Below are 15,542 nucleotides of genomic sequence, written 5' to 3' on the forward strand. Positions count from 1 at the left end.
ATATGGAAGTTCTGTTTCTTGGAACCGCTGGGGGTGGTGGTCTTCCTCAATGGAACTGTAACTGTCCATACTGTAACAAAGCAAGAAGGGGAAGCATTCCAAAAAGGGAAGAGTGCTGTGTTGCACTGTCGGTGGATGGAAACAGTTGGATCCTTGTAGATATGCCTCCAGCTGCGGGTTCGCTGATCACAAGATATGAGGTACTTGCTCCTGCCCATGTAAGAGAGACTCCAATCGTATCTCTGTTCTTAACACATACAGATATAAATCATATGCTCGGCATGTTCACCTTTAGAGGCCCAACTACACATACAGATGCATATCTTACACTTTACTCAACAGAAGCTACAGAAAGGCTTCTGAGAGATTACTTTAAAGCTCACAGCATAATAAAAGTAAAATGGCACACTTTGGAGCTAAATACATGGAATGACATAGTGGATGTTCGGGGAAAAAGATTAGGCTTACAGGTATTTCCTCTCCCCATACCTGGTAAACCGCCTACCTATCACTGGCACGAAGAAGAGGGTACATCTGTGGCACTTTTCATAAGATCCGACAAAGGAAAAAGCTTACTCTATGCTACCGTTGTAAGAACTGTAACAGAGGAGCTTAGAAAACTTATGGATGAAAGTGATTGCGTTATATTTGATGGGACCTTCTGGGAAGAAGAGGAGTTACTTAAGTATGATCCTAAAGGAAAAAGATCAAAGGAAATAGGACATATAACTGTGAAGGAAAGCCTTGACATCTTAAAAAGCTGCAAAGCAAAATATAAAATTTATACGCACATAAATAACACGAATCCCATTAACGATCCCACTTCCCAGGAGTATATGAGTATTTTGAGTGCGGGTATTATTGTTGCTTATGACGGTATGGAACTTTCTATTTAGTTATTATGAGGAAAAGCACTGCACTTTTCTTCGTAAGTTTATCTCTTTACCAAGCAAGTAACTGGTTACAAAATACTACCCTAAACTTTTATGTATATTCAAAGGCTGGATCTACTTTAAGCGTGGGTATTGTACAGTTTTTACAGTACTTGCCACTTCTATTTTTACCTCTTTTCGGAGGTATACTTATAGACAAATTTGACAAATACAGGATGCTTTTATTTACCCAATTTACCTTAATGATTTTATCCTTCCTGCTTTACTCAGTTGCAAAGGATGATATCAATAGTACGCTGCTCAATGTATTTTGTGTAGTTGTGCCCATGGGTATTTTAAAGACCCTTGATATACCCCTAAGACAGACTGTTATGGCACACCTTGTAAGCACGGATAAGCTCAGAAATGCTACATCCTTTTACTCTACAATAGTTAATTTCTCAAGATTTATAGGTCCTTTCCTTTTTGGTATAACTGTGTCTATTTTTAGTGTAAGGTCTGGCTTCTTAATATCCGCATTGCTTCTTATTCCCAATGTGTTTCTTCTGAGCCTCTTAAAAGAACATATAAAAAGTGGTGGTAAAACCCCCACTTCGGGTAATGTTTTTAGCGCTATAAGTTTTCTATTACAAAGGAAAGATGTGAGGAATATCTTTGTCTTTGTATTCACAGTGGGTATATTCGGATGGTTCTTCTATGTGCTATTGCCAGAATACATTTACAAAATTTTAAATTTGCCTCCATCCGCTTATGGCTATTTAACTTCTCTGTCAGGTGTTGGTTCTGTACTTGGCTCTCTCTTACCACTGGCACTAAAAAATGTGTATGCATACACTCTTATGAAATTGGGGATACTTTTATACGCTTTTGGAACATCCCTGTGGTTTGCATCCCTTTACTTTTACCCTTTATTGGGCTTAGGTATATTCTTAAATGGCTTTGGCTTGTCTCTATTTTATGCGTGCGCAAATGCTCAAGTACAGATAGCTTCTCCTAGACATATAAAAGGAAGGATATTGAGCCTATACACATCCATCTTTATTGGCTCTCAACCCTTAAGTTTTATGATTGGAGCATTGATACATAGGTACTTAGGCATATGGATGACTCTTCTTTGCGTTATCCTTGTATGTATCATTCTTTTTGTTTTCATGAGGAGAAAAAGTCCAATAGGCACTCCTTTTTGAGTTCCATAAGGAGCTGTAGAGTATCCTCCTCAATGATTTTGGGATCACCCGTATAAACACTTTTTAATTCCTCAATAATCTCGCCGAGCTTTTTTGTTCCATCGCACCTTCTGAGTATGTCCCAAGACACATCGTCTAATTCTATGTAGCCTTCGGGTATAAGAAGTAGCTTTCTGTTTGCTGTCTCTCGTAGCACTACACCCTTTTTCAAAATTGGTATCTTTTCATACTCTATCATTCCTTCAAAAGACCTCTTATCTTATCCTCCCAACCGCTATTTACCAGCGTGGGCTTCCTGAGTCTCCTCTTCCTATCCTTAGCCTTTTTAGTGTTGTAGTGAGAACCTCCTGCGTGCCACCTCTTTATCTTTCCTTTTGCAGTTATCTTAAACCTCTTCTTAGCGGACCTGTTGCTTTTCATCTTCACCTTAGCCATTAGATCTAACCTCCGTAATATAATTATAACATGATACTTCTCCTTCTCTGGGTTAGTTTAGCCTTTGCCGCCGAGTTTTGTATAAAACCCGTTGAGAATCCTTACAATGAACCATACCTGAATTACGCTCTGCAAAAAAGAGTAGAAAGTGCAGTTCTTGAAAGTGGCCACAGTCTGAAGTGTGGGAAGGATTCCATAGATATACTCCCGCTGGTAAAAGAACTCAGAGAGGTCCCTATAGCCTACACACCCTATCAAAGGGTAAGTGCATACAACTTGACATTAACCGTAGCTATCAAAGACAAGAAGGAGGAAAGGGATTTTTCCTTTACGGTACCCTACAGCTTGCCAACGGGCGGTCTTGGAGACCTACCAAGGAGGCAAGCCATTGATGACGCTCTTGGTATAATATACATAGAGTTTGTCCAGTACTTTAAGAGGAGGTACTAACATGCTTATAAATGTTGAGAGCAAGAAGAGTGTAGAAGAGATCAGAAGTGCCATAGAGGAAAAAGCCAAATCAAAGGGCTTTGGCGTCATGGCTATTCATGAAGTTACAAAGATACTGGAAAGTAAGGGGGTACCCATAAACTACCAGTGTCTGATAATTGAAGTATGCTCTCCAAAGCATGCAAGCACTATGCTTCAAAAGAATCCTTATGTATCTACAGCCATGCCTTGCAGGATAGCCGTGATAGACCAAGGAGACAGGAGAATTCTCAGCACCATAGCTCCAACCGCAGTGCTTGACATGTTTAACATGCCAGAAGAAAAAGCCCTGGTGGAGGAGGTGGAAAAGCTGATGAAAGAGATAATGGAGGAGGCAAGCTAACTTTAGCTTTCTAAGTCCTTTATCAGCTCAGCTTTTACATTTTCTGGAATGTCTGCCATAGTCTTGTAATTAGGGTGGTTTATCTCCAGCTTGAGAGGTAGATTTTTAAGGTCCTCCACCTGCTGGTCTGTCAGGTTGAACTTTAAAAAGTGCACCACCGCTGCCTTGCCATACTCGTAGTCTTCTTTGCTCCTCTCATCCGCAATAGCTCTCACTGTGTGCTTGTTGCCTATGTGAAGATAAAGATGGTCATGTATGCCAACCAGCTTCGGAAGAAGCCTCTTCCTCTCCTCCTCGTCCGGTATCTCTATGAACATGGTCACGGAAAGCTGGTTTTTATCCGGAACAAGCTCGTTGTAAACTTCTATTTCCTGCATTATCTCTTCGTCCTTTACCATCCTCTCAGCTCTTATCATCTCCTGTATCTGGAACCATACAGTTTGTCTGTTTTCAAAAACAAGATGAACCAGATCACCCAAAAATACCCTTCTGTTCTTCTTGAGTTCTATAATTTCTCTTTTCCTCTCTTCCCTTACCTTTTCGTACTCGTATATGTTGAGTATCTCATCAAAGCTTATCTTCTTCACCTTTCCACCCCCAAATGGTCTAAAGACCCGGCAGAGCCGGGCTCAAGCTTTAGGCTTTTAGGCTCTCAAGAGCCTTTTGGAATCTGCCTGCGTGGGACTTTTCTGCCCTTGCGAGAGTCTCAAACCATTCGGCTATGTCGTCAAAACCTTCTTCCCTTGCTGTCTTGGCAAATCCCGGATACATCTCCGTGTACTCGTAAGTCTCTCCCGCTATTGCAGCTTCAAGGTTCTGCTCCATACTGCCAATAGGCTTGCCTGTAGCAGGGTCTCCACCTCCGTACTTTTCAAGAAACTCAAGATGACCAAAGGCGTGTCCAGTCTCTCCTTCTGCGGTCTCTCTGAAGACATTGGCTATGTCAGGGTACCCTTCTATATCTGCCTTTCTGGCAAAGTAGAGGTACCTCCTGTTGGCTTGAGATTCGCCCGCAAAGGCGTGCTTAAGGCACTCAAGGGTCTTGGTACCTGCTAAACTCTTCATGGCTAAACCTCCTTAAAAAGTTTTACTATTATTTATTATATGCAAAATTTTTGCAACTGTCAAGGGGGAATGAGCCTGTCTAAAAAATCCCAAATGTTTGATTTTGAACGCTCATAAACACACCACGGCAAAAAGGTAAAACAAAAGGAGCTCCACAAGAACCATAAACTGGGACTTTGGTTTTGATAAGCAGTGCAGAGATTATTATGTAGTCTTCATACACTTTAGGTCTTCCTCTTTTGGTGTTCTGGCTTTTGCTTATGCTCTTGCATATTTCCTTGCTTTTGGCTAAAATGAGTTTTATCAGTTGTTTGTTTTTCTTCTTTCTCATTCTTCTTTTTTCTACCCTTTTTCCCTCAATGTGTCAAGATTTTCTAAACAGGCTTGGGGAAAAAGCCTTCTAAGGAACTACAGATGGTATGCTCAATTTATGAGCAAGGGTGCAAAATTTTTAGCACCTTTCTAAGGGTAAAAAATCCTTAATCCCTTTATTTCAACGCTCCCCACCATATGGTATCTTTTTTGCATAAAAAAGGTAAAGGACAGCAGGAGGCGCAGACCATGGACGAGCTTGAAGCGGTTTCAAAGATAAGGGTGTTTTTAAAGGACGAGGGTTTTATAGTGCCTAAGAAGCCTGTGCAGGAGTTCTATTCAAGCATAATAAAGCTTTCGGGCTTTGGGGTTGGTGGAATTCTCAACATGTCTGGAAGGAAGGCAGGCAATATAGCTGGACAGATCATAAAGGAACTCATAGGGAATCACGAACCCAGTATTGAAGAGATAGAATTATATTTGAGGGTTTTTCTCAGCGAGGCGGGCATATGCGAGATAACCCGTTGGGAAAATCAGGAGAAGCAGGTAAAAATCTACGCAAAAAACTCTGTTTTTGCGGAAGAGCAGGAAAGCTCCAAACCTGTGTGCATACCGTTGCAGGGCGCTCTTGCAGGATGCTTTGAGGAGCTAACAGGTAAAGAGTGGGACTGTAAGGAAACTCAGTGCCAAGCGCAGAAAAAGGAAGAGTGCATATTTGAATTGTGGTTTTACCACCGCTCTTCATTTAGCTATGAACAAACTCAAGACCGCTCTTGTGGAGGGGGATAAGCTGGGAGGTACATGTCTAAACAGGGGTTGCATACCCAAAGAGGGGCTTTGCAGAATAGCCAAGGAAGCTCTATTCTTAATTCAAGGTTCATGTGTTTACCAAGGTTTGCGGTGAAGGTCACTCCTGCTTCCGTACCGAGGTTTTTACCATTGCCTCCCATGTCTTTGTTAGACCTAAAGGTGCCTACTACCCCTTGGACAGAAAGCTTCTTCTCTATTATTGGCAGGTCCACCTTTGCCTGCAGAGTGGTAAGACCGTACCCTCTGTTGCCCGGCTCAAGCCCAAAGTCGTTCACATCGGAGGGTCCGTGTGGTGTGAATATGTAAGTATATGCCCAGTAACCACCTGTACCAAGAAGACCATGAACTGTTTGGAATCCTCTTCCGTTTTGTTTACCAGAGGAGTAAATGCCCAGAAGGCTTACGCCTGCAGGACCCAGCTTGGTAGAACCTTCAAGTCTTGCAAGCCACCCGCTGTTGCTTCTCACGCTTACACCGTCAAAGGATCTTTTACCTGTATTTGCCAGAACCACACCGTGCAGTGTAATGGGGTCAAACTTTACCGTTGCGTGAGGTCCTATCCATGTCTGCTCAAGCCTTAAAAAGTCCGCGGGTGTGCAGTTATTGGGATAGTTGGGATTGTTGGGATAACATATCTTCCCATAAGTTCCATAGTAGTGAAGTCCCACATGGGCTATGCCAAGCTTAGTGTTGAGGTCAGCAACAAAGAAATGCTGGTCCTTGTCCTTTACTGCTGTGTTTCTGTAGAATACACCCTCCACAAGCCTCACATAGGCGAGCCTCCAGTCAAGATTTCCCACATTCCCGGCGTAAGCTATACCTCCTACATTGAGGTCCCAGTCTGCAGAAAAGAGCATCTGGTCCACCTGATCGTTGGCAGGCAGGATACCAGCCAACACCGTACCAGGACCAACCGGGAAGTACAGGTATCCGTACCTCACACCCCTTGCCTGAAGCCTGTTGAAGGCATTCACCGCATAAACCCCTCTCGGGTCGCTTGCCGCAGGTGAAGAGCCACCCCATCCGCCTCTGTACTCAAGCTGGAAAAAGCCCCCTACTCCACTTTCCGTTTTGACATCAAAGTTTAGCCTGAACCTCTGCCTGAAGAAGTCATACTGATTGTTGGACTGGATGTTGGAGTTGTTGTACATGACCCTGTACTGGATGCCAAAGTCAATGTCTGCATCCCTGAGCTTAATGGCATAACTGGGGACCGCCATAACTGCTGAGAGTAAAACCGCTCCCGCTACTCTCTTCATGCTTCACCTCCGTAGAAGTTTTTCCTATTCTTTTGCAAAGAGCGTGCCATTAAGGAGGACTTTAAAAACAAGGATTTACCTATGCTAAAAGGTGGTGGTGATTCCAAAGATGCTCACTTAATTAGCAAGTGGAGCTTAAATTTTGAGCAGTATGTTCTTGGGTTATAATGACTAACATGATTGATAAAAAGCCCATCCTTGAACTTTCCGCACCTGTTATAGAGATAATAACCGAAACGCCTACCACCAAAACGCTCGTTTTTGATATAAAGGGTGTGGACCTGGATTTTTATCCGGGTCAGTATGTGATGCTGGAAGTGCCATATCCCACCACAGGTGAGGTGCTAAAGAGAGCTTATTCCATAGCTAACTCGCCGCTAAAAAAGGGTGTCCTTGAGCTTACCATAAAGAGAACGCCCAACGGTAAAGCTTCTGTGATACTTACAGAGCAGGTAAAAGTTGGAGATGTCTTTAAGATAAAGGGTCCTTACGGGAAGTTCATCTGGCTACCCGAGATGTCTGATAAGGTGGTTTTCATAGGTGCTGGGAGCGGTATAGTGCCTCTCATGTGCATGCTCAGATACATAATAGATGCTAACTTGCACCATGTAAAGGCTACTCTGCTTTACTCCAACACCTCTTACGAAGAGATCATATATAGGGAGGAGCTGGAAAAGATGGAAAGACACTCAAACATAAAAGTGGTGCATACTTTGACAAGGTCTGTGCCAGAAGGATGGAGGGGCTACACGGGAAGGATAAATCCAGACATGATCCTCAAAGAGGTGGACGATATACCTCTTAACCTTTATTACCTGTGTGGTCCCCCCAAGTTTGTTGACGATATTACCTCCATGCTGGTGGATTTAGGAGTTCCTAAAGAGAGGATAAAGAAGGAAAAGTACGAGTAATCAGAGTATAAGCATACCATCGCCGTAGCTGTAAAATCTGTATCTTTCTTTTATGGCAATTTGGTAAGCTGATAATATAAACTCTCTGCCTGCAAAGGCTGAAACCAGCAAAAGCAGGGAGGACCTTGGCAGGTGAAAGTTGGTGATCATAGCATCCACCACTTTAAAGGTGTATCCTGGATATATGTAAAGGTCAGTTTTACCGCTAAAGGGTGAGAAAGGTTTTGTCTCCAGAGCCCTAACAACTGTTGTTCCAACCGCAACCACTTTTTTTCCCTCTTGCTTTACTTTTTTAATTAGCTCCACCGTCTCCTCAGGCACCTCCATATACTCTTCATCCACTTTGTGCTCCCTTATATCCGACACCTTAATGGGTTTGAAAGTACCATACGAAACATGCAGAGTGATGAAGGCTTTTCTTATGCCATACTCGTCAAGCCTGTTTAGGAGCTCCTCAGAAAAGTGTAAAGATGCAGTAGGTGCAGCCACAGATCCTTCCTTTTGAGCAAAGACTGTTTGGTAATAAACTCTGTCTATATGCTCTTCTTCCCTTTCTAAGTAAGGAGGTATGGGTATGTGCCCGTATGTATATAGAGCTTTTATAGGGTCTTGGGATAGGAGTTCTACCAAAAACTTTCCCTCGCTTATGTGCTTTAGTATGTTAACACTCAAATCCTGAGCAATATAAACACAGAGCCCTTCCCTTATGTTTTTACCACTAACTAAAGCATACCATAGGTGTTCTTTTAGCATATCGGTGAGGAGTATCTCCACCCTTCCACCTGTTGGCTTCTTGCCGTAGAGCCTTGCAGGAATTACTTTTGTGTTGTTAAAGACAAGGAGGTCTCCCTCCTCCAAGTAAAGGGGCAGGTTCCAAAAAATGTCGTGCTTTATGGATTTGTCCTTTCTGTTTAATACCATAAGCCTTGCCATATGGCGCTCTTTAAGGGGATACTTGGCTATAAGTTCAGGTGGCAACTCAAAATCAAAATCTTCCAGCCTCATGACAAACTTATATATTTTATATCCATGCAGGAGGTTATTTTTGAAAAGGGCATAAAGCACACCGCTCACGGGCTTAACTTTTACCTTTCTTACTTTGACGACATAGCAAGAGTTTTACCAAGGGATGAGTTTTGCTTTGTGGTGGGTGGATGGGTAAGGGACAGACTGTTGGGTGAGCCTGTGGGTTATCACATAGATGTGGACCTTTTGGTGAGCTGCGATCCTACCAAGGTGGCGAGGGATTTTGCTAACCTGGTAGGAGGCGCTTACTTTGAGTTTGAGAAGAAGGGGCTCCTTATAAAGAGACCCACCATAGCTACTGTGATCCTCAGACTCCCACCATACAAGTACCGCTTTGACTTTGCCCAGATAAAAGGTAAAGACCTTGAAAAGGCTCTAATAGAAGACCTTCTCTCAAGGGACTTTACCGCAAATGCCATGGCGGTAAGCATAGATGATGTCCTAAGTATAGGTGCAAAGCAAACCATCATATATGACCCTGCAAAGGGTATAGAGGACTTGGAAAGAGGGCTTTTAAGACCAGTATCTTTGAAGAATCTGGAAGATGATCCTGTAAGGATGCTAAGAGGCTTTAGGCTCTCTGTGGAGAAGGACCTTAGTCTAACTGAGGATTTTTACGACTTTGTCAAAAGAAAGGGACACCTCATAAAGAAGGCACCTGCAGAAAGGATAACCCTTGAGCTTTTGAAAATACTAAGACACCGCCGTAGCGGAAAGGTGATAAGAGACCTGTATAATCATGGGATTTTGGAAGCCATCTTTCCAGAGATAGAAAAGCTGAGAGAGGTAAACTTTCAGGGAGACCATCACCTTTACCCTCTTGATGAGCACACCCTTAGAGTTGTAGAGAGTATAGACCAAGTTATTCAAGAGAGGGAGAGATACCTTGATGCGGACCTTTTGAAAGAGTTTGGAAGTATGCATGTGCATGGAGAGTTTTCTGATATAGAACTTTTGAAGCTCTCAGCTCTCTTTCACGACATAGCAAAGCCTCACACCTTTGAGCTAAAAAATGGCAAGGTGACCTTTTATAACCATGATAAGTTAGGTGCCAGTATAGTAAGGGATATAGGAAAGAGGCTCAAATGGGGTGATGATGCTACGGAGTTTGTTTCCAAAATAGTGGAGCACCACCTAAGACCTTTTTATTTGAGAGAATCTTTGAAAAAGGGACAGCTTACCGACAGGGGCAAAGCCAAGTTCTGGAGGGAGTGCTCTGATATAGCGGCACATCTTTTTCTTCATGCCATTGCCGATGCCATAGGTAGCGGTGATAGTAAGGAAGAGATAGATGACCTTCTAAAAACCATAAAGGAGCTTGTAAGGTACAAAAGGGAAAGATACGATAAACTACCCACAAAGGCTCTTTTGAGTGGAAGGGAAATAATGGATATCCTTGGTATACCAGAGGGACCAATGGTAGGTTATGTAAAGAGAGCTTTGGAAGAGGCACAGATAGAAGGCGCTGTGAGAACCAAAGAGGAAGCCATAGAGTTTGTAAAAAACATCACCTTTCCAGCTCAAAGCTAAGAGGTGCACCGTCTTTGTCCCTCAGCTCCAACATAATACCGCATACATCCCCTTGCTTTCCCACCTTGCCCAGCACCTGCCAACTTCTAACCCTTTCTCCCTTTCTTACAAAGAGCTTTTGAGCTTTCCCATAAACAGCTATGTACTGCCCCGTATCAATCATAACAAGCCAGCCATAGCTTTTGAGGTCATCACCTGCGTATAGCACCCTCCCGCTCTCTGGAGATCTGAAAAACTCATCGCAGGAAGTCTTTATAAAATACCCTCTTTTGGTCTTTATAGGAGTCCCCCTTACGGGCATTTTGACGCTAAGAGGAGTGCCATGCTCCTTCTCTTCCTCCTTCCTTTTGGGCATCCGTTTTTCCTCAGGTTTGGGCGTTTTCTTTTCCTGGGGAGTGATGTCTCTTAGCTCTATATGGATAAGCCCGCACCCGCTAAAAAAGAGTGCAAAAAACAGGAGGATAGCTTTCATTCTCCATCTGATTATAAGCCTCTGGGATCTCCTCCACAAGGTCAAGCGCTTTTACACTCTCTGTGTGCCTCTTTGACTGGGCTATCTCACCACAAAGTCCGTGCAAAAACACACCTATTTTTAGTGCTTCAAGTATGGGAATTTTTCTGCCTATTAGTGATGTTAGGATGCCCGAAAGGACATCTCCCGTACCCCCCTTTGCCATGGCAGGACTGCCCCTTAACGATACAAAAGCTTCTCCATCAGGCGTTGATATGACGGTTCTTGAGGACTTTAGCACCAAAAAGCAGTTCCACTTTTGAGAAAACTCCTGAGCCACATCTATAAGATGGTGGATTATGTGTGTCTTGTCGTATCCGCTGAGCCTTGCAAACTCACCCACATGAGGTGTAAGCACTGTTGGGTGTTCTCTCTCTTTTAGAATACTAAGGTCTCCCGTGTCCGCAAGGTTGTTAATGCCATCAGCATCCAGAAGCAGGGGTTTTTTAATGCCCAGAAGAAGTTTTTTAATAATGACTCTTCCCTCCTCATACCTTCCCATGCCCATGCCAACACCTATCGCCGTAAAATTCTCCTGCACACTAATTATAGTGTCTGCACTTTTTTCCTTTAGCCTCTCCTCTCCCTCAAGTGGCAAACTCATCTCCTCTATTAGTGAAATTTCAAAGATATGGTTCAGGCTCTCTGGGACACCTACGCTGACAAGTCCAGAGCCTGTCCTGGTGGCAGCCCTTGCCGACATTATAAGAGCGCCAGTCTTTCCTACGCTTGAACCTACAAGAAGCACATGCCCCATATTCCCTTTGTGTACATCTGGCTCCCTCTTTAACGGTTTGACCTTTTCCAGTACATGTCTGTTTATGTGCTTAGCAAGAGACTCAGGTATGCCTATGTTAGCCACATAAACCTTCCCGCATCTTTTGGCAGAAGGATAAAGCACATGGCACACTTTGGGAAACTGGAAGGTTATGGTAAGGTTAGCCCTGACGCTTGGCTCGTAGTCTTGCCCGCTGTCTGCACAAAGCCCGGAGGGAATATCCACAGCCACCACAGGCTTGCCGAGGGAGTTTATAAACTCTATCCAGCGACGAGCTTCACCCCTAACGGGAGGCTCAAAGCCAGTTCCAAATATGGCATCCACCACAAGGTGATAATCATCTGAGGGTTTGTCTTTGAGAGGCTCACATCCAAGACGCTTTAAAACTTCAAGGTTTAATCTGGCATCGCCCTTTAGATCCTCTCCAAAAACTAAAAAGTAATCTGCTTTGTATCCCAAAAGATGAAGGTGTCTAACTGCTACAAGCCCGTCCCCTCCGTTGTTGCCCTTGCCTATAAAAAAGAGCAATTTTTTGACATGGGGAAACTCCTTCCTTATAACTTCTACCAGCCTTAGCCCTGCATTCTCCATAAGCAGAAGGGAAGGGATGCCTATATCCTTTATGGCTAACGAGTCTATCTGAGACATTTCCAAAGCCTTCAGGATTCTCATGTTATAATTTTAAGCACTATGTTTCAGGGTTCAATGGTGGCACTTATAACACCCTTTAAAGACGGTGAGGTGGATTACGCTTCTCTGGACCAGCTTATAGAGTTTCACATAAACAATCATACAGATGCCTTGGTGGTGTGCGGTACCACGGGCGAGTCTGCAACCCTTACTTTTGAAGAGCACGAAAAGGTGGTTGAGTATGTAGTCAAAAAAGCCGGTGGAAGGATAAAGGTGATAGCAGGAACGGGAGCTAACGCCACCCACGAAGCTATAGAGCTTACCACTCATGCAAAGCGCGTGGGAGCCGATGCATGCCTTTCGGTGGTTCCTTACTACAACAAACCTACGCAGGAAGGCATATACAGACACTTTAAGACAATAGCGGATGAGGTGGACATTCCCATCATCATATACAACATACCTTCCAGAACGGGTGTAGAGATAGCTCCCGAGACCATATACAGGCTGGCAAAAGACTGTCCTAACATAGTAGGCTCCAAGGAATCCACTCCCAACATGGACAGGATATCCGAGCTGATAAAACTTCTGGGAGATAACTTTACGATACTTTCCGGTGATGATTCTCTCACCCTTCCTATGATGGCACTGGGTGCCAAAGGGGTTATATCAGTAGCCAACAACATAATGCCAAGAGAAGTAAAAAATATGGTGGATTACGCACTAAGAGGGGATTTTAAGAAGGCAATGGAGCTTCACTACTACCTTTTTGACCTCTTTAAGATACTCTTTATAGAAACAAATCCCATTCCCGTAAAAACCGCCTGCTGGGCACTGGGTATGTGCGAAAAGGAGTTTAGGCTACCACTCTGTGAGATGAAACCAGAAAATGAGAGAAAGCTTATAGAAACCCTCAAAAAATACAACCTTCCCGTTGTGAGGGAGTAAAATGTTAAAGCTATTACTCTTCTTAAACTCCTTTTACCTGGGTTTGGGAACCTTTTTCAGTTTTTATGTGGCACCCACCCTCTTTAGAGTACTGGAAAAAGAGCAGGCAGGCAGAGTTGTAGAGAAGGTCTTCCCCGCCTACTTTGGGGTCGGATTAGTGATAGCCTTAGTATCTTTGGTTTTAAGCCTTAAGCTTGGCAGGTGGTTGGCACTTTTGGCGCTTATCAATCTTTTGGTGCTTGCCTTTCAGGAGTTTTACGTTCTTCCCCTGTCGCATCAGCTCAAGCTTATAGACTATCAAGCTTTTATGAGGTGGCACGGCATATCAATGGTTCTTAATGTCCTGAGCCTTCTTCTGGTCTTCGTTTTCTGCCTTTTACTTTTAAAAAGATGATAGAAATTGTGCTTTCGCAGGTGCCGGTACCCAAAAGCAATCGTTATGTACGCAGAAAAGGTGGTAAGGTCTTCAAACCCCCAAGGGTAAAAAATTGGGAGGTAAGAGCCTTATGGGAAATATCCCAACAGTATAGCGGAAAGCCTCTTGAGGGAAAGCTGTCTATGGATGTGGTGCTGGTGCTTCCCAACAACAGAAAGAGGGATATAGACAACATGCTAAAAAGTCTTTGGGATATACTGGAAAGAGCAGGCGTTATAAAAAACGACCATCAGATATACGAAATAAGAACCATCAAGAAGGTGATAAAGGGTGAGCAGAAAACCATCGTAAGGATAAAGGAGTTTACAGAAGATCACTGAGCATTCCTGAGATATTCGGTGGGATCAAGTGGCACACCATCTTTTGTTCTAAGCTCAAAGTGAAGCATGCACTCCCCCGAGTTGTTTTTTGTACCTGCGGTTGCTATTTGCTGTCCCTTACTGACTGTTTCACCCCTTTTTACCATATTTTTGGAGTTGTATGCGTAAAGTGATATAAAATCTCCGTGTTCTATTATCACCATGTTGCCGTATGCTTGAAGGTCATCACCGCTGTATATAACCTTTCCGTCGTCAACGCTTCTTACAGCTTCTCCACAGTTGGTTATAATGTCCACACCCCTCGTAGATTTTACCACCTTGCCGTCAACAGGCATGGGTATACTGCCCTTTGAGACCTTTATCTCTGTTGGTGGTGCCTGTCTCTCTTCGGGAATGCTTGCCGTGTTTTTCTCACCGAGTTTTGGAGTTTTTTCCTCCTTTGCTACCGCTGAGACTGGAATTTTTAACACCATACCCACATGCAGCTTTTTGCTTTTTAAATGATTTACTCTCATGACCTCCTTTGTGGACACGCCATACTTCTCTGCTATAGAGCTAATGGTCTCTCCCCTTCTTACCCTGTGTTTGACATAGCTTACTTTAGTTTTCCCCCCCGGTATTTCCTCGCTTTTTGCCGTTCCCTTGGGTATCTTTACTCTTGTACCTTTTTTGAGCCAGACACCTTTGTACTCTGGATTTAACTTTTCTAAGGTTTTTAGCGATATGCCAAGTTTTTTGGATATGTGCTCAAGTTTTGCACCACGCTCAACGGTGTAAAAGTCGTAGCTTTCTTCTGCAACTTTCTTCTCCTCTTTTTCTTCTCCTTTAGGCACCTTTACCTTAGTACCTTTGCTCAAAAATTTACCCTTGTATTCTGGATTTAAAGCTTCTAACTCTTTTAGAGGCACACCCAACCTTTTAGCTACATGTTCAAGCTTCCCTCCTTTCTGCATCACATAGTAGTCGTAATCTTGTTTTGCTCTTGTGGTTGCTTCTTTGGTTTGCTCGGCTTTTAAAACTCCCTTTGGTACTTTTACCTTTGTGCCTTTTTCAAGCCAAGCACCCTTATACTTTGGATTTAGCTCCTCTAACTCTTTTACAGGCAGTCCTAACCTTTTGGCTACATGCTCAAGCCTTCCTCCTCTTTCCACCACATAGTAATCATACTCCTTAGTTTTTGCCCTCACTGACTTTACATAACCCGTAGGTATGCATATCTTTTCACCAACCTTTACCCTGTTAGGGTCAAGGTGCTTGTTATGGCTCAGTATATCTTCTACGCTCACACCTTTTTTCTTAGCTATGCCTGTTAATGTGTCACCTTTTTGAATTTTGTAGTATTCGCACTCTTTGGCATACGCAAAACCCAACAATACACTAATACCTAACGCTAAAACCTCTCTCTTCATCTCTTATTACCTCCTTTCTTATCTCCATGAGTTCCACCTTAGAAAGGGGTGGACCTTCGGAGAGTTTTTTAAAAAAGTCCCACACTGTGTCTTTGTCCCCCTGAACAAAAACCTCAACCCTTCCATCGGGCATGTTTCTAACCCATCCATCAAGACCATAACTCTCCGCAAGGGTTTTTGTGTATGCTCTAAAGCCTACTCCCTGAACGATCCCGCTCAAAAAAACTCTGTAAGCAACCATAAAAAAATT

At 43.4% G+C, this 15,542-nt stretch carries 20 protein-coding genes and 1 pseudogene; 10 read left to right on the forward strand and 11 right to left on the reverse strand.

Annotated features, from left to right (window positions below; genetic code table 11):
- Positions 1-2: 2 nt before the first annotated feature.
- Positions 3-896, forward strand: a complete 894-nt coding sequence (gene pqqB, locus HTH_RS06130; RefSeq protein ID WP_012963849.1) for a pyrroloquinoline quinone biosynthesis protein PqqB — start codon at positions 3-5, stop codon at positions 894-896.
- 5 nt (positions 897-901) lie between these two features.
- Positions 902-2,080 (forward strand): MFS transporter, encoded by a 1,179-nt coding sequence (locus tag HTH_RS06135; protein ID WP_012963850.1) that lies wholly within the window; start codon positions 902-904, stop codon positions 2,078-2,080.
- Here the strand turns inward: HTH_RS06135 and pqqD are convergent.
- Both pqqD and rpmI read right to left on the reverse strand, forming a co-directional pair.
- Positions 2,043-2,318, reverse strand: coding sequence for a pyrroloquinoline quinone biosynthesis peptide chaperone PqqD (gene pqqD / locus HTH_RS06140; protein WP_012963851.1), 276 nt, complete (start codon positions 2,316-2,318; stop codon positions 2,043-2,045). The genes HTH_RS06135 and pqqD overlap by 38 nt on opposite strands.
- On the reverse strand, positions 2,315-2,515 hold the full coding sequence (gene rpmI, locus HTH_RS06145; RefSeq protein ID WP_012963852.1) for a 50S ribosomal protein L35: 201 nt from the start codon (positions 2,513-2,515) through the stop codon (positions 2,315-2,317). Before rpmI ends, pqqD begins: the two co-directional genes overlap by 4 nt.
- A gap of 30 nt (positions 2,516-2,545) precedes the next feature.
- Here rpmI and HTH_RS06150 point away from each other — a divergent pair, with 30 nt between their 5' ends.
- Together HTH_RS06150 and HTH_RS06155 are read left to right on the forward strand one after the other, a co-directional pair.
- The gene (locus HTH_RS06150; RefSeq protein WP_012963853.1) at positions 2,546-2,965 is read left to right on the forward strand and encodes a hypothetical protein; all 420 of its coding nucleotides are present in this window, start codon (positions 2,546-2,548) and stop codon (positions 2,963-2,965) included.
- Between the two features lies 1 nt (position 2,966).
- Positions 2,967-3,347 (forward strand): DUF302 domain-containing protein, encoded by a 381-nt coding sequence (locus HTH_RS06155; protein ID WP_012963854.1) that lies wholly within the window; start codon positions 2,967-2,969, stop codon positions 3,345-3,347.
- A gap of 2 nt (positions 3,348-3,349) precedes the next feature.
- Here the strand turns inward: HTH_RS06155 and HTH_RS06160 are convergent, their stop codons facing one another.
- From HTH_RS06160 to HTH_RS10090, 3 genes and pseudogenes are all read right to left on the reverse strand, one after another.
- Entirely contained in the window at positions 3,350-3,934 is a 585-nt protein-coding gene (locus HTH_RS06160) for a DUF3501 family protein (protein ID WP_012963855.1), read from the reverse strand.
- 49 nt (positions 3,935-3,983) lie between these two features.
- Positions 3,984-4,412: a rubrerythrin family protein gene (locus HTH_RS06165; protein ID WP_012963856.1), complete on the reverse strand. Its 429-nt coding sequence runs from the start codon at positions 4,410-4,412 to the stop codon at positions 3,984-3,986.
- 181 nt (positions 4,413-4,593) lie between these two features.
- Positions 4,594-4,743, reverse strand: a pseudogene (locus tag HTH_RS10090) (IS5-like element ISAae1 family transposase); the annotation flags it as partial.
- Positions 4,744-4,973: 230 nt separating this feature from the next.
- On the opposite strand from HTH_RS10090, the gene HTH_RS06175 reads away from it, so the two are divergent.
- Positions 4,974-5,513, forward strand: a complete 540-nt coding sequence (locus tag HTH_RS06175; protein WP_014462619.1) for a V4R domain-containing protein — start codon at positions 4,974-4,976, stop codon at positions 5,511-5,513.
- Here the strand turns inward: HTH_RS06175 and HTH_RS06180 are convergent.
- Positions 5,486-6,793: a hypothetical protein gene (locus HTH_RS06180; protein WP_012963859.1), complete on the reverse strand. Its 1,308-nt coding sequence runs from the start codon at positions 6,791-6,793 to the stop codon at positions 5,486-5,488. The two genes, HTH_RS06175 and HTH_RS06180, sit on opposite strands and share 28 nt — an antisense overlap.
- A gap of 176 nt (positions 6,794-6,969) precedes the next feature.
- On the opposite strand from HTH_RS06180, the gene HTH_RS06185 reads away from it, so the two are divergent.
- A complete protein-coding gene (locus HTH_RS06185) occupies positions 6,970-7,704 on the forward strand; it encodes a ferredoxin reductase (RefSeq protein WP_232500413.1) in 735 nt (244 codons plus the stop codon).
- Here the strand turns inward: HTH_RS06185 and queA are convergent, their stop codons facing one another.
- A complete protein-coding gene (gene queA, locus HTH_RS06190; RefSeq protein ID WP_012963861.1) occupies positions 7,705-8,709 on the reverse strand; it encodes a tRNA preQ1(34) S-adenosylmethionine ribosyltransferase-isomerase QueA in 1,005 nt (334 codons plus the stop codon).
- 24 nt (positions 8,710-8,733) lie between these two features.
- Here queA and HTH_RS06195 point away from each other — a divergent pair, with 24 nt between their 5' ends.
- Entirely contained in the window at positions 8,734-10,260 is a 1,527-nt protein-coding gene (locus HTH_RS06195) for an HD domain-containing protein (protein WP_012963862.1), read from the forward strand.
- Here HTH_RS06195 and HTH_RS06200 read toward each other — a convergent pair.
- Positions 10,238-10,732, reverse strand: coding sequence for a murein hydrolase activator EnvC family protein (locus tag HTH_RS06200; RefSeq protein ID WP_012963863.1), 495 nt, complete (start codon positions 10,730-10,732; stop codon positions 10,238-10,240). The two genes, HTH_RS06195 and HTH_RS06200, sit on opposite strands and share 23 nt — an antisense overlap.
- A complete protein-coding gene (locus tag HTH_RS06205; protein ID WP_012963864.1) occupies positions 10,695-12,221 on the reverse strand; it encodes a bifunctional ADP-dependent NAD(P)H-hydrate dehydratase/NAD(P)H-hydrate epimerase in 1,527 nt (508 codons plus the stop codon). The genes HTH_RS06200 and HTH_RS06205 overlap by 38 nt, the downstream gene beginning before the upstream one ends.
- Before the next feature lie 18 nt (positions 12,222-12,239).
- Here HTH_RS06205 and dapA point away from each other — a divergent pair, with 18 nt between their 5' ends.
- The 3 genes from dapA to HTH_RS06220 are packed head-to-tail and all read left to right on the forward strand — an operon-like array spanning position 12,240 to position 13,883.
- Positions 12,240-13,127: a 4-hydroxy-tetrahydrodipicolinate synthase gene (gene dapA / locus HTH_RS06210; protein ID WP_012963865.1), complete on the forward strand. Its 888-nt coding sequence runs from the start codon at positions 12,240-12,242 to the stop codon at positions 13,125-13,127.
- A gap of 1 nt (position 13,128) precedes the next feature.
- Positions 13,129-13,521: a DUF4149 domain-containing protein gene (locus tag HTH_RS06215; RefSeq protein ID WP_012963866.1), complete on the forward strand. Its 393-nt coding sequence runs from the start codon at positions 13,129-13,131 to the stop codon at positions 13,519-13,521.
- Positions 13,518-13,883: a RusA family crossover junction endodeoxyribonuclease gene (locus HTH_RS06220; protein WP_012963867.1), complete on the forward strand. Its 366-nt coding sequence runs from the start codon at positions 13,518-13,520 to the stop codon at positions 13,881-13,883. Before HTH_RS06215 ends, HTH_RS06220 begins: the two co-directional genes overlap by 4 nt.
- Here HTH_RS06220 and HTH_RS06225 read toward each other — a convergent pair.
- Positions 13,877-15,292 carry a LysM peptidoglycan-binding domain-containing protein gene (locus HTH_RS06225; RefSeq protein ID WP_012963868.1) on the reverse strand — a complete coding sequence of 472 codons (1,416 nt, stop codon included), beginning with the start codon at positions 15,290-15,292 and terminating at the stop codon, positions 13,877-13,879. The two genes, HTH_RS06220 and HTH_RS06225, sit on opposite strands and share 7 nt — an antisense overlap.
- Complete coding sequence (locus HTH_RS06230) at positions 15,261-15,533, reverse strand: acylphosphatase (RefSeq protein WP_012963869.1); 273 nt, start codon at positions 15,531-15,533, stop codon at positions 15,261-15,263. The genes HTH_RS06225 and HTH_RS06230 overlap by 32 nt, the downstream gene beginning before the upstream one ends.
- Between the last annotated feature and the right edge of the window lie 9 nt (positions 15,534-15,542).

Origin of the sequence: Hydrogenobacter thermophilus TK-6 (genome assembly GCF_000010785.1) — a bacterium.
GTDB classification, from domain to species: Bacteria; Aquificota; Aquificia; order Aquificales; family Aquificaceae; genus Hydrogenobacter; species Hydrogenobacter thermophilus.

What these genes read in the sequence shown, in the direction of transcription:
- HTH_RS06185 (WP_232500413.1), top strand. Translation starts at nt 6,970, where the DNA reads ATGATTGATAAAAAGCCCATCCTTGAACTTTCCGCACCTGTTATAGAG.
- HTH_RS06180 (WP_012963859.1), bottom strand. Translation starts at nt 6,793, where the DNA reads ATGAAGAGAGTAGCGGGAGCGGTTTTACTCTCAGCAGTTATGGCGGTC.
- HTH_RS06205 (WP_012963864.1), bottom strand. Translation starts at nt 12,221, where the DNA reads ATGAGAATCCTGAAGGCTTTGGAAATGTCTCAGATAGACTCGTTAGCC.
- queA (WP_012963861.1), bottom strand. Translation starts at nt 8,709, where the DNA reads ATGAGGCTGGAAGATTTTGATTTTGAGTTGCCACCTGAACTTATAGCC.
- pqqD (WP_012963851.1), bottom strand. Translation starts at nt 2,318, where the DNA reads ATGATAGAGTATGAAAAGATACCAATTTTGAAAAAGGGTGTAGTGCTA.
- HTH_RS06195 (WP_012963862.1), top strand. Translation starts at nt 8,734, where the DNA reads ATGCAGGAGGTTATTTTTGAAAAGGGCATAAAGCACACCGCTCACGGG.
- HTH_RS06225 (WP_012963868.1), bottom strand. Translation starts at nt 15,292, where the DNA reads ATGAAGAGAGAGGTTTTAGCGTTAGGTATTAGTGTATTGTTGGGTTTT.
- rpmI (WP_012963852.1), bottom strand. Translation starts at nt 2,515, where the DNA reads ATGGCTAAGGTGAAGATGAAAAGCAACAGGTCCGCTAAGAAGAGGTTT.
- HTH_RS06200 (WP_012963863.1), bottom strand. Translation starts at nt 10,732, where the DNA reads ATGAAAGCTATCCTCCTGTTTTTTGCACTCTTTTTTAGCGGGTGCGGG.
- HTH_RS06165 (WP_012963856.1), bottom strand. Translation starts at nt 4,412, where the DNA reads ATGAAGAGTTTAGCAGGTACCAAGACCCTTGAGTGCCTTAAGCACGCC.
- HTH_RS06155 (WP_012963854.1), top strand. Translation starts at nt 2,967, where the DNA reads ATGCTTATAAATGTTGAGAGCAAGAAGAGTGTAGAAGAGATCAGAAGT.
- HTH_RS06175 (WP_014462619.1), top strand. Translation starts at nt 4,974, where the DNA reads ATGGACGAGCTTGAAGCGGTTTCAAAGATAAGGGTGTTTTTAAAGGAC.
- HTH_RS06150 (WP_012963853.1), top strand. Translation starts at nt 2,546, where the DNA reads ATGATACTTCTCCTTCTCTGGGTTAGTTTAGCCTTTGCCGCCGAGTTT.
- HTH_RS06215 (WP_012963866.1), top strand. Translation starts at nt 13,129, where the DNA reads ATGTTAAAGCTATTACTCTTCTTAAACTCCTTTTACCTGGGTTTGGGA.
- HTH_RS06230 (WP_012963869.1), bottom strand. Translation starts at nt 15,533, where the DNA reads ATGGTTGCTTACAGAGTTTTTTTGAGCGGGATCGTTCAGGGAGTAGGC.
- HTH_RS06220 (WP_012963867.1), top strand. Translation starts at nt 13,518, where the DNA reads ATGATAGAAATTGTGCTTTCGCAGGTGCCGGTACCCAAAAGCAATCGT.
- pqqB (WP_012963849.1), top strand. Translation starts at nt 3, where the DNA reads ATGGAAGTTCTGTTTCTTGGAACCGCTGGGGGTGGTGGTCTTCCTCAA.
- dapA (WP_012963865.1), top strand. Translation starts at nt 12,240, where the DNA reads ATGTTTCAGGGTTCAATGGTGGCACTTATAACACCCTTTAAAGACGGT.
- HTH_RS06135 (WP_012963850.1), top strand. Translation starts at nt 902, where the DNA reads ATGAGGAAAAGCACTGCACTTTTCTTCGTAAGTTTATCTCTTTACCAA.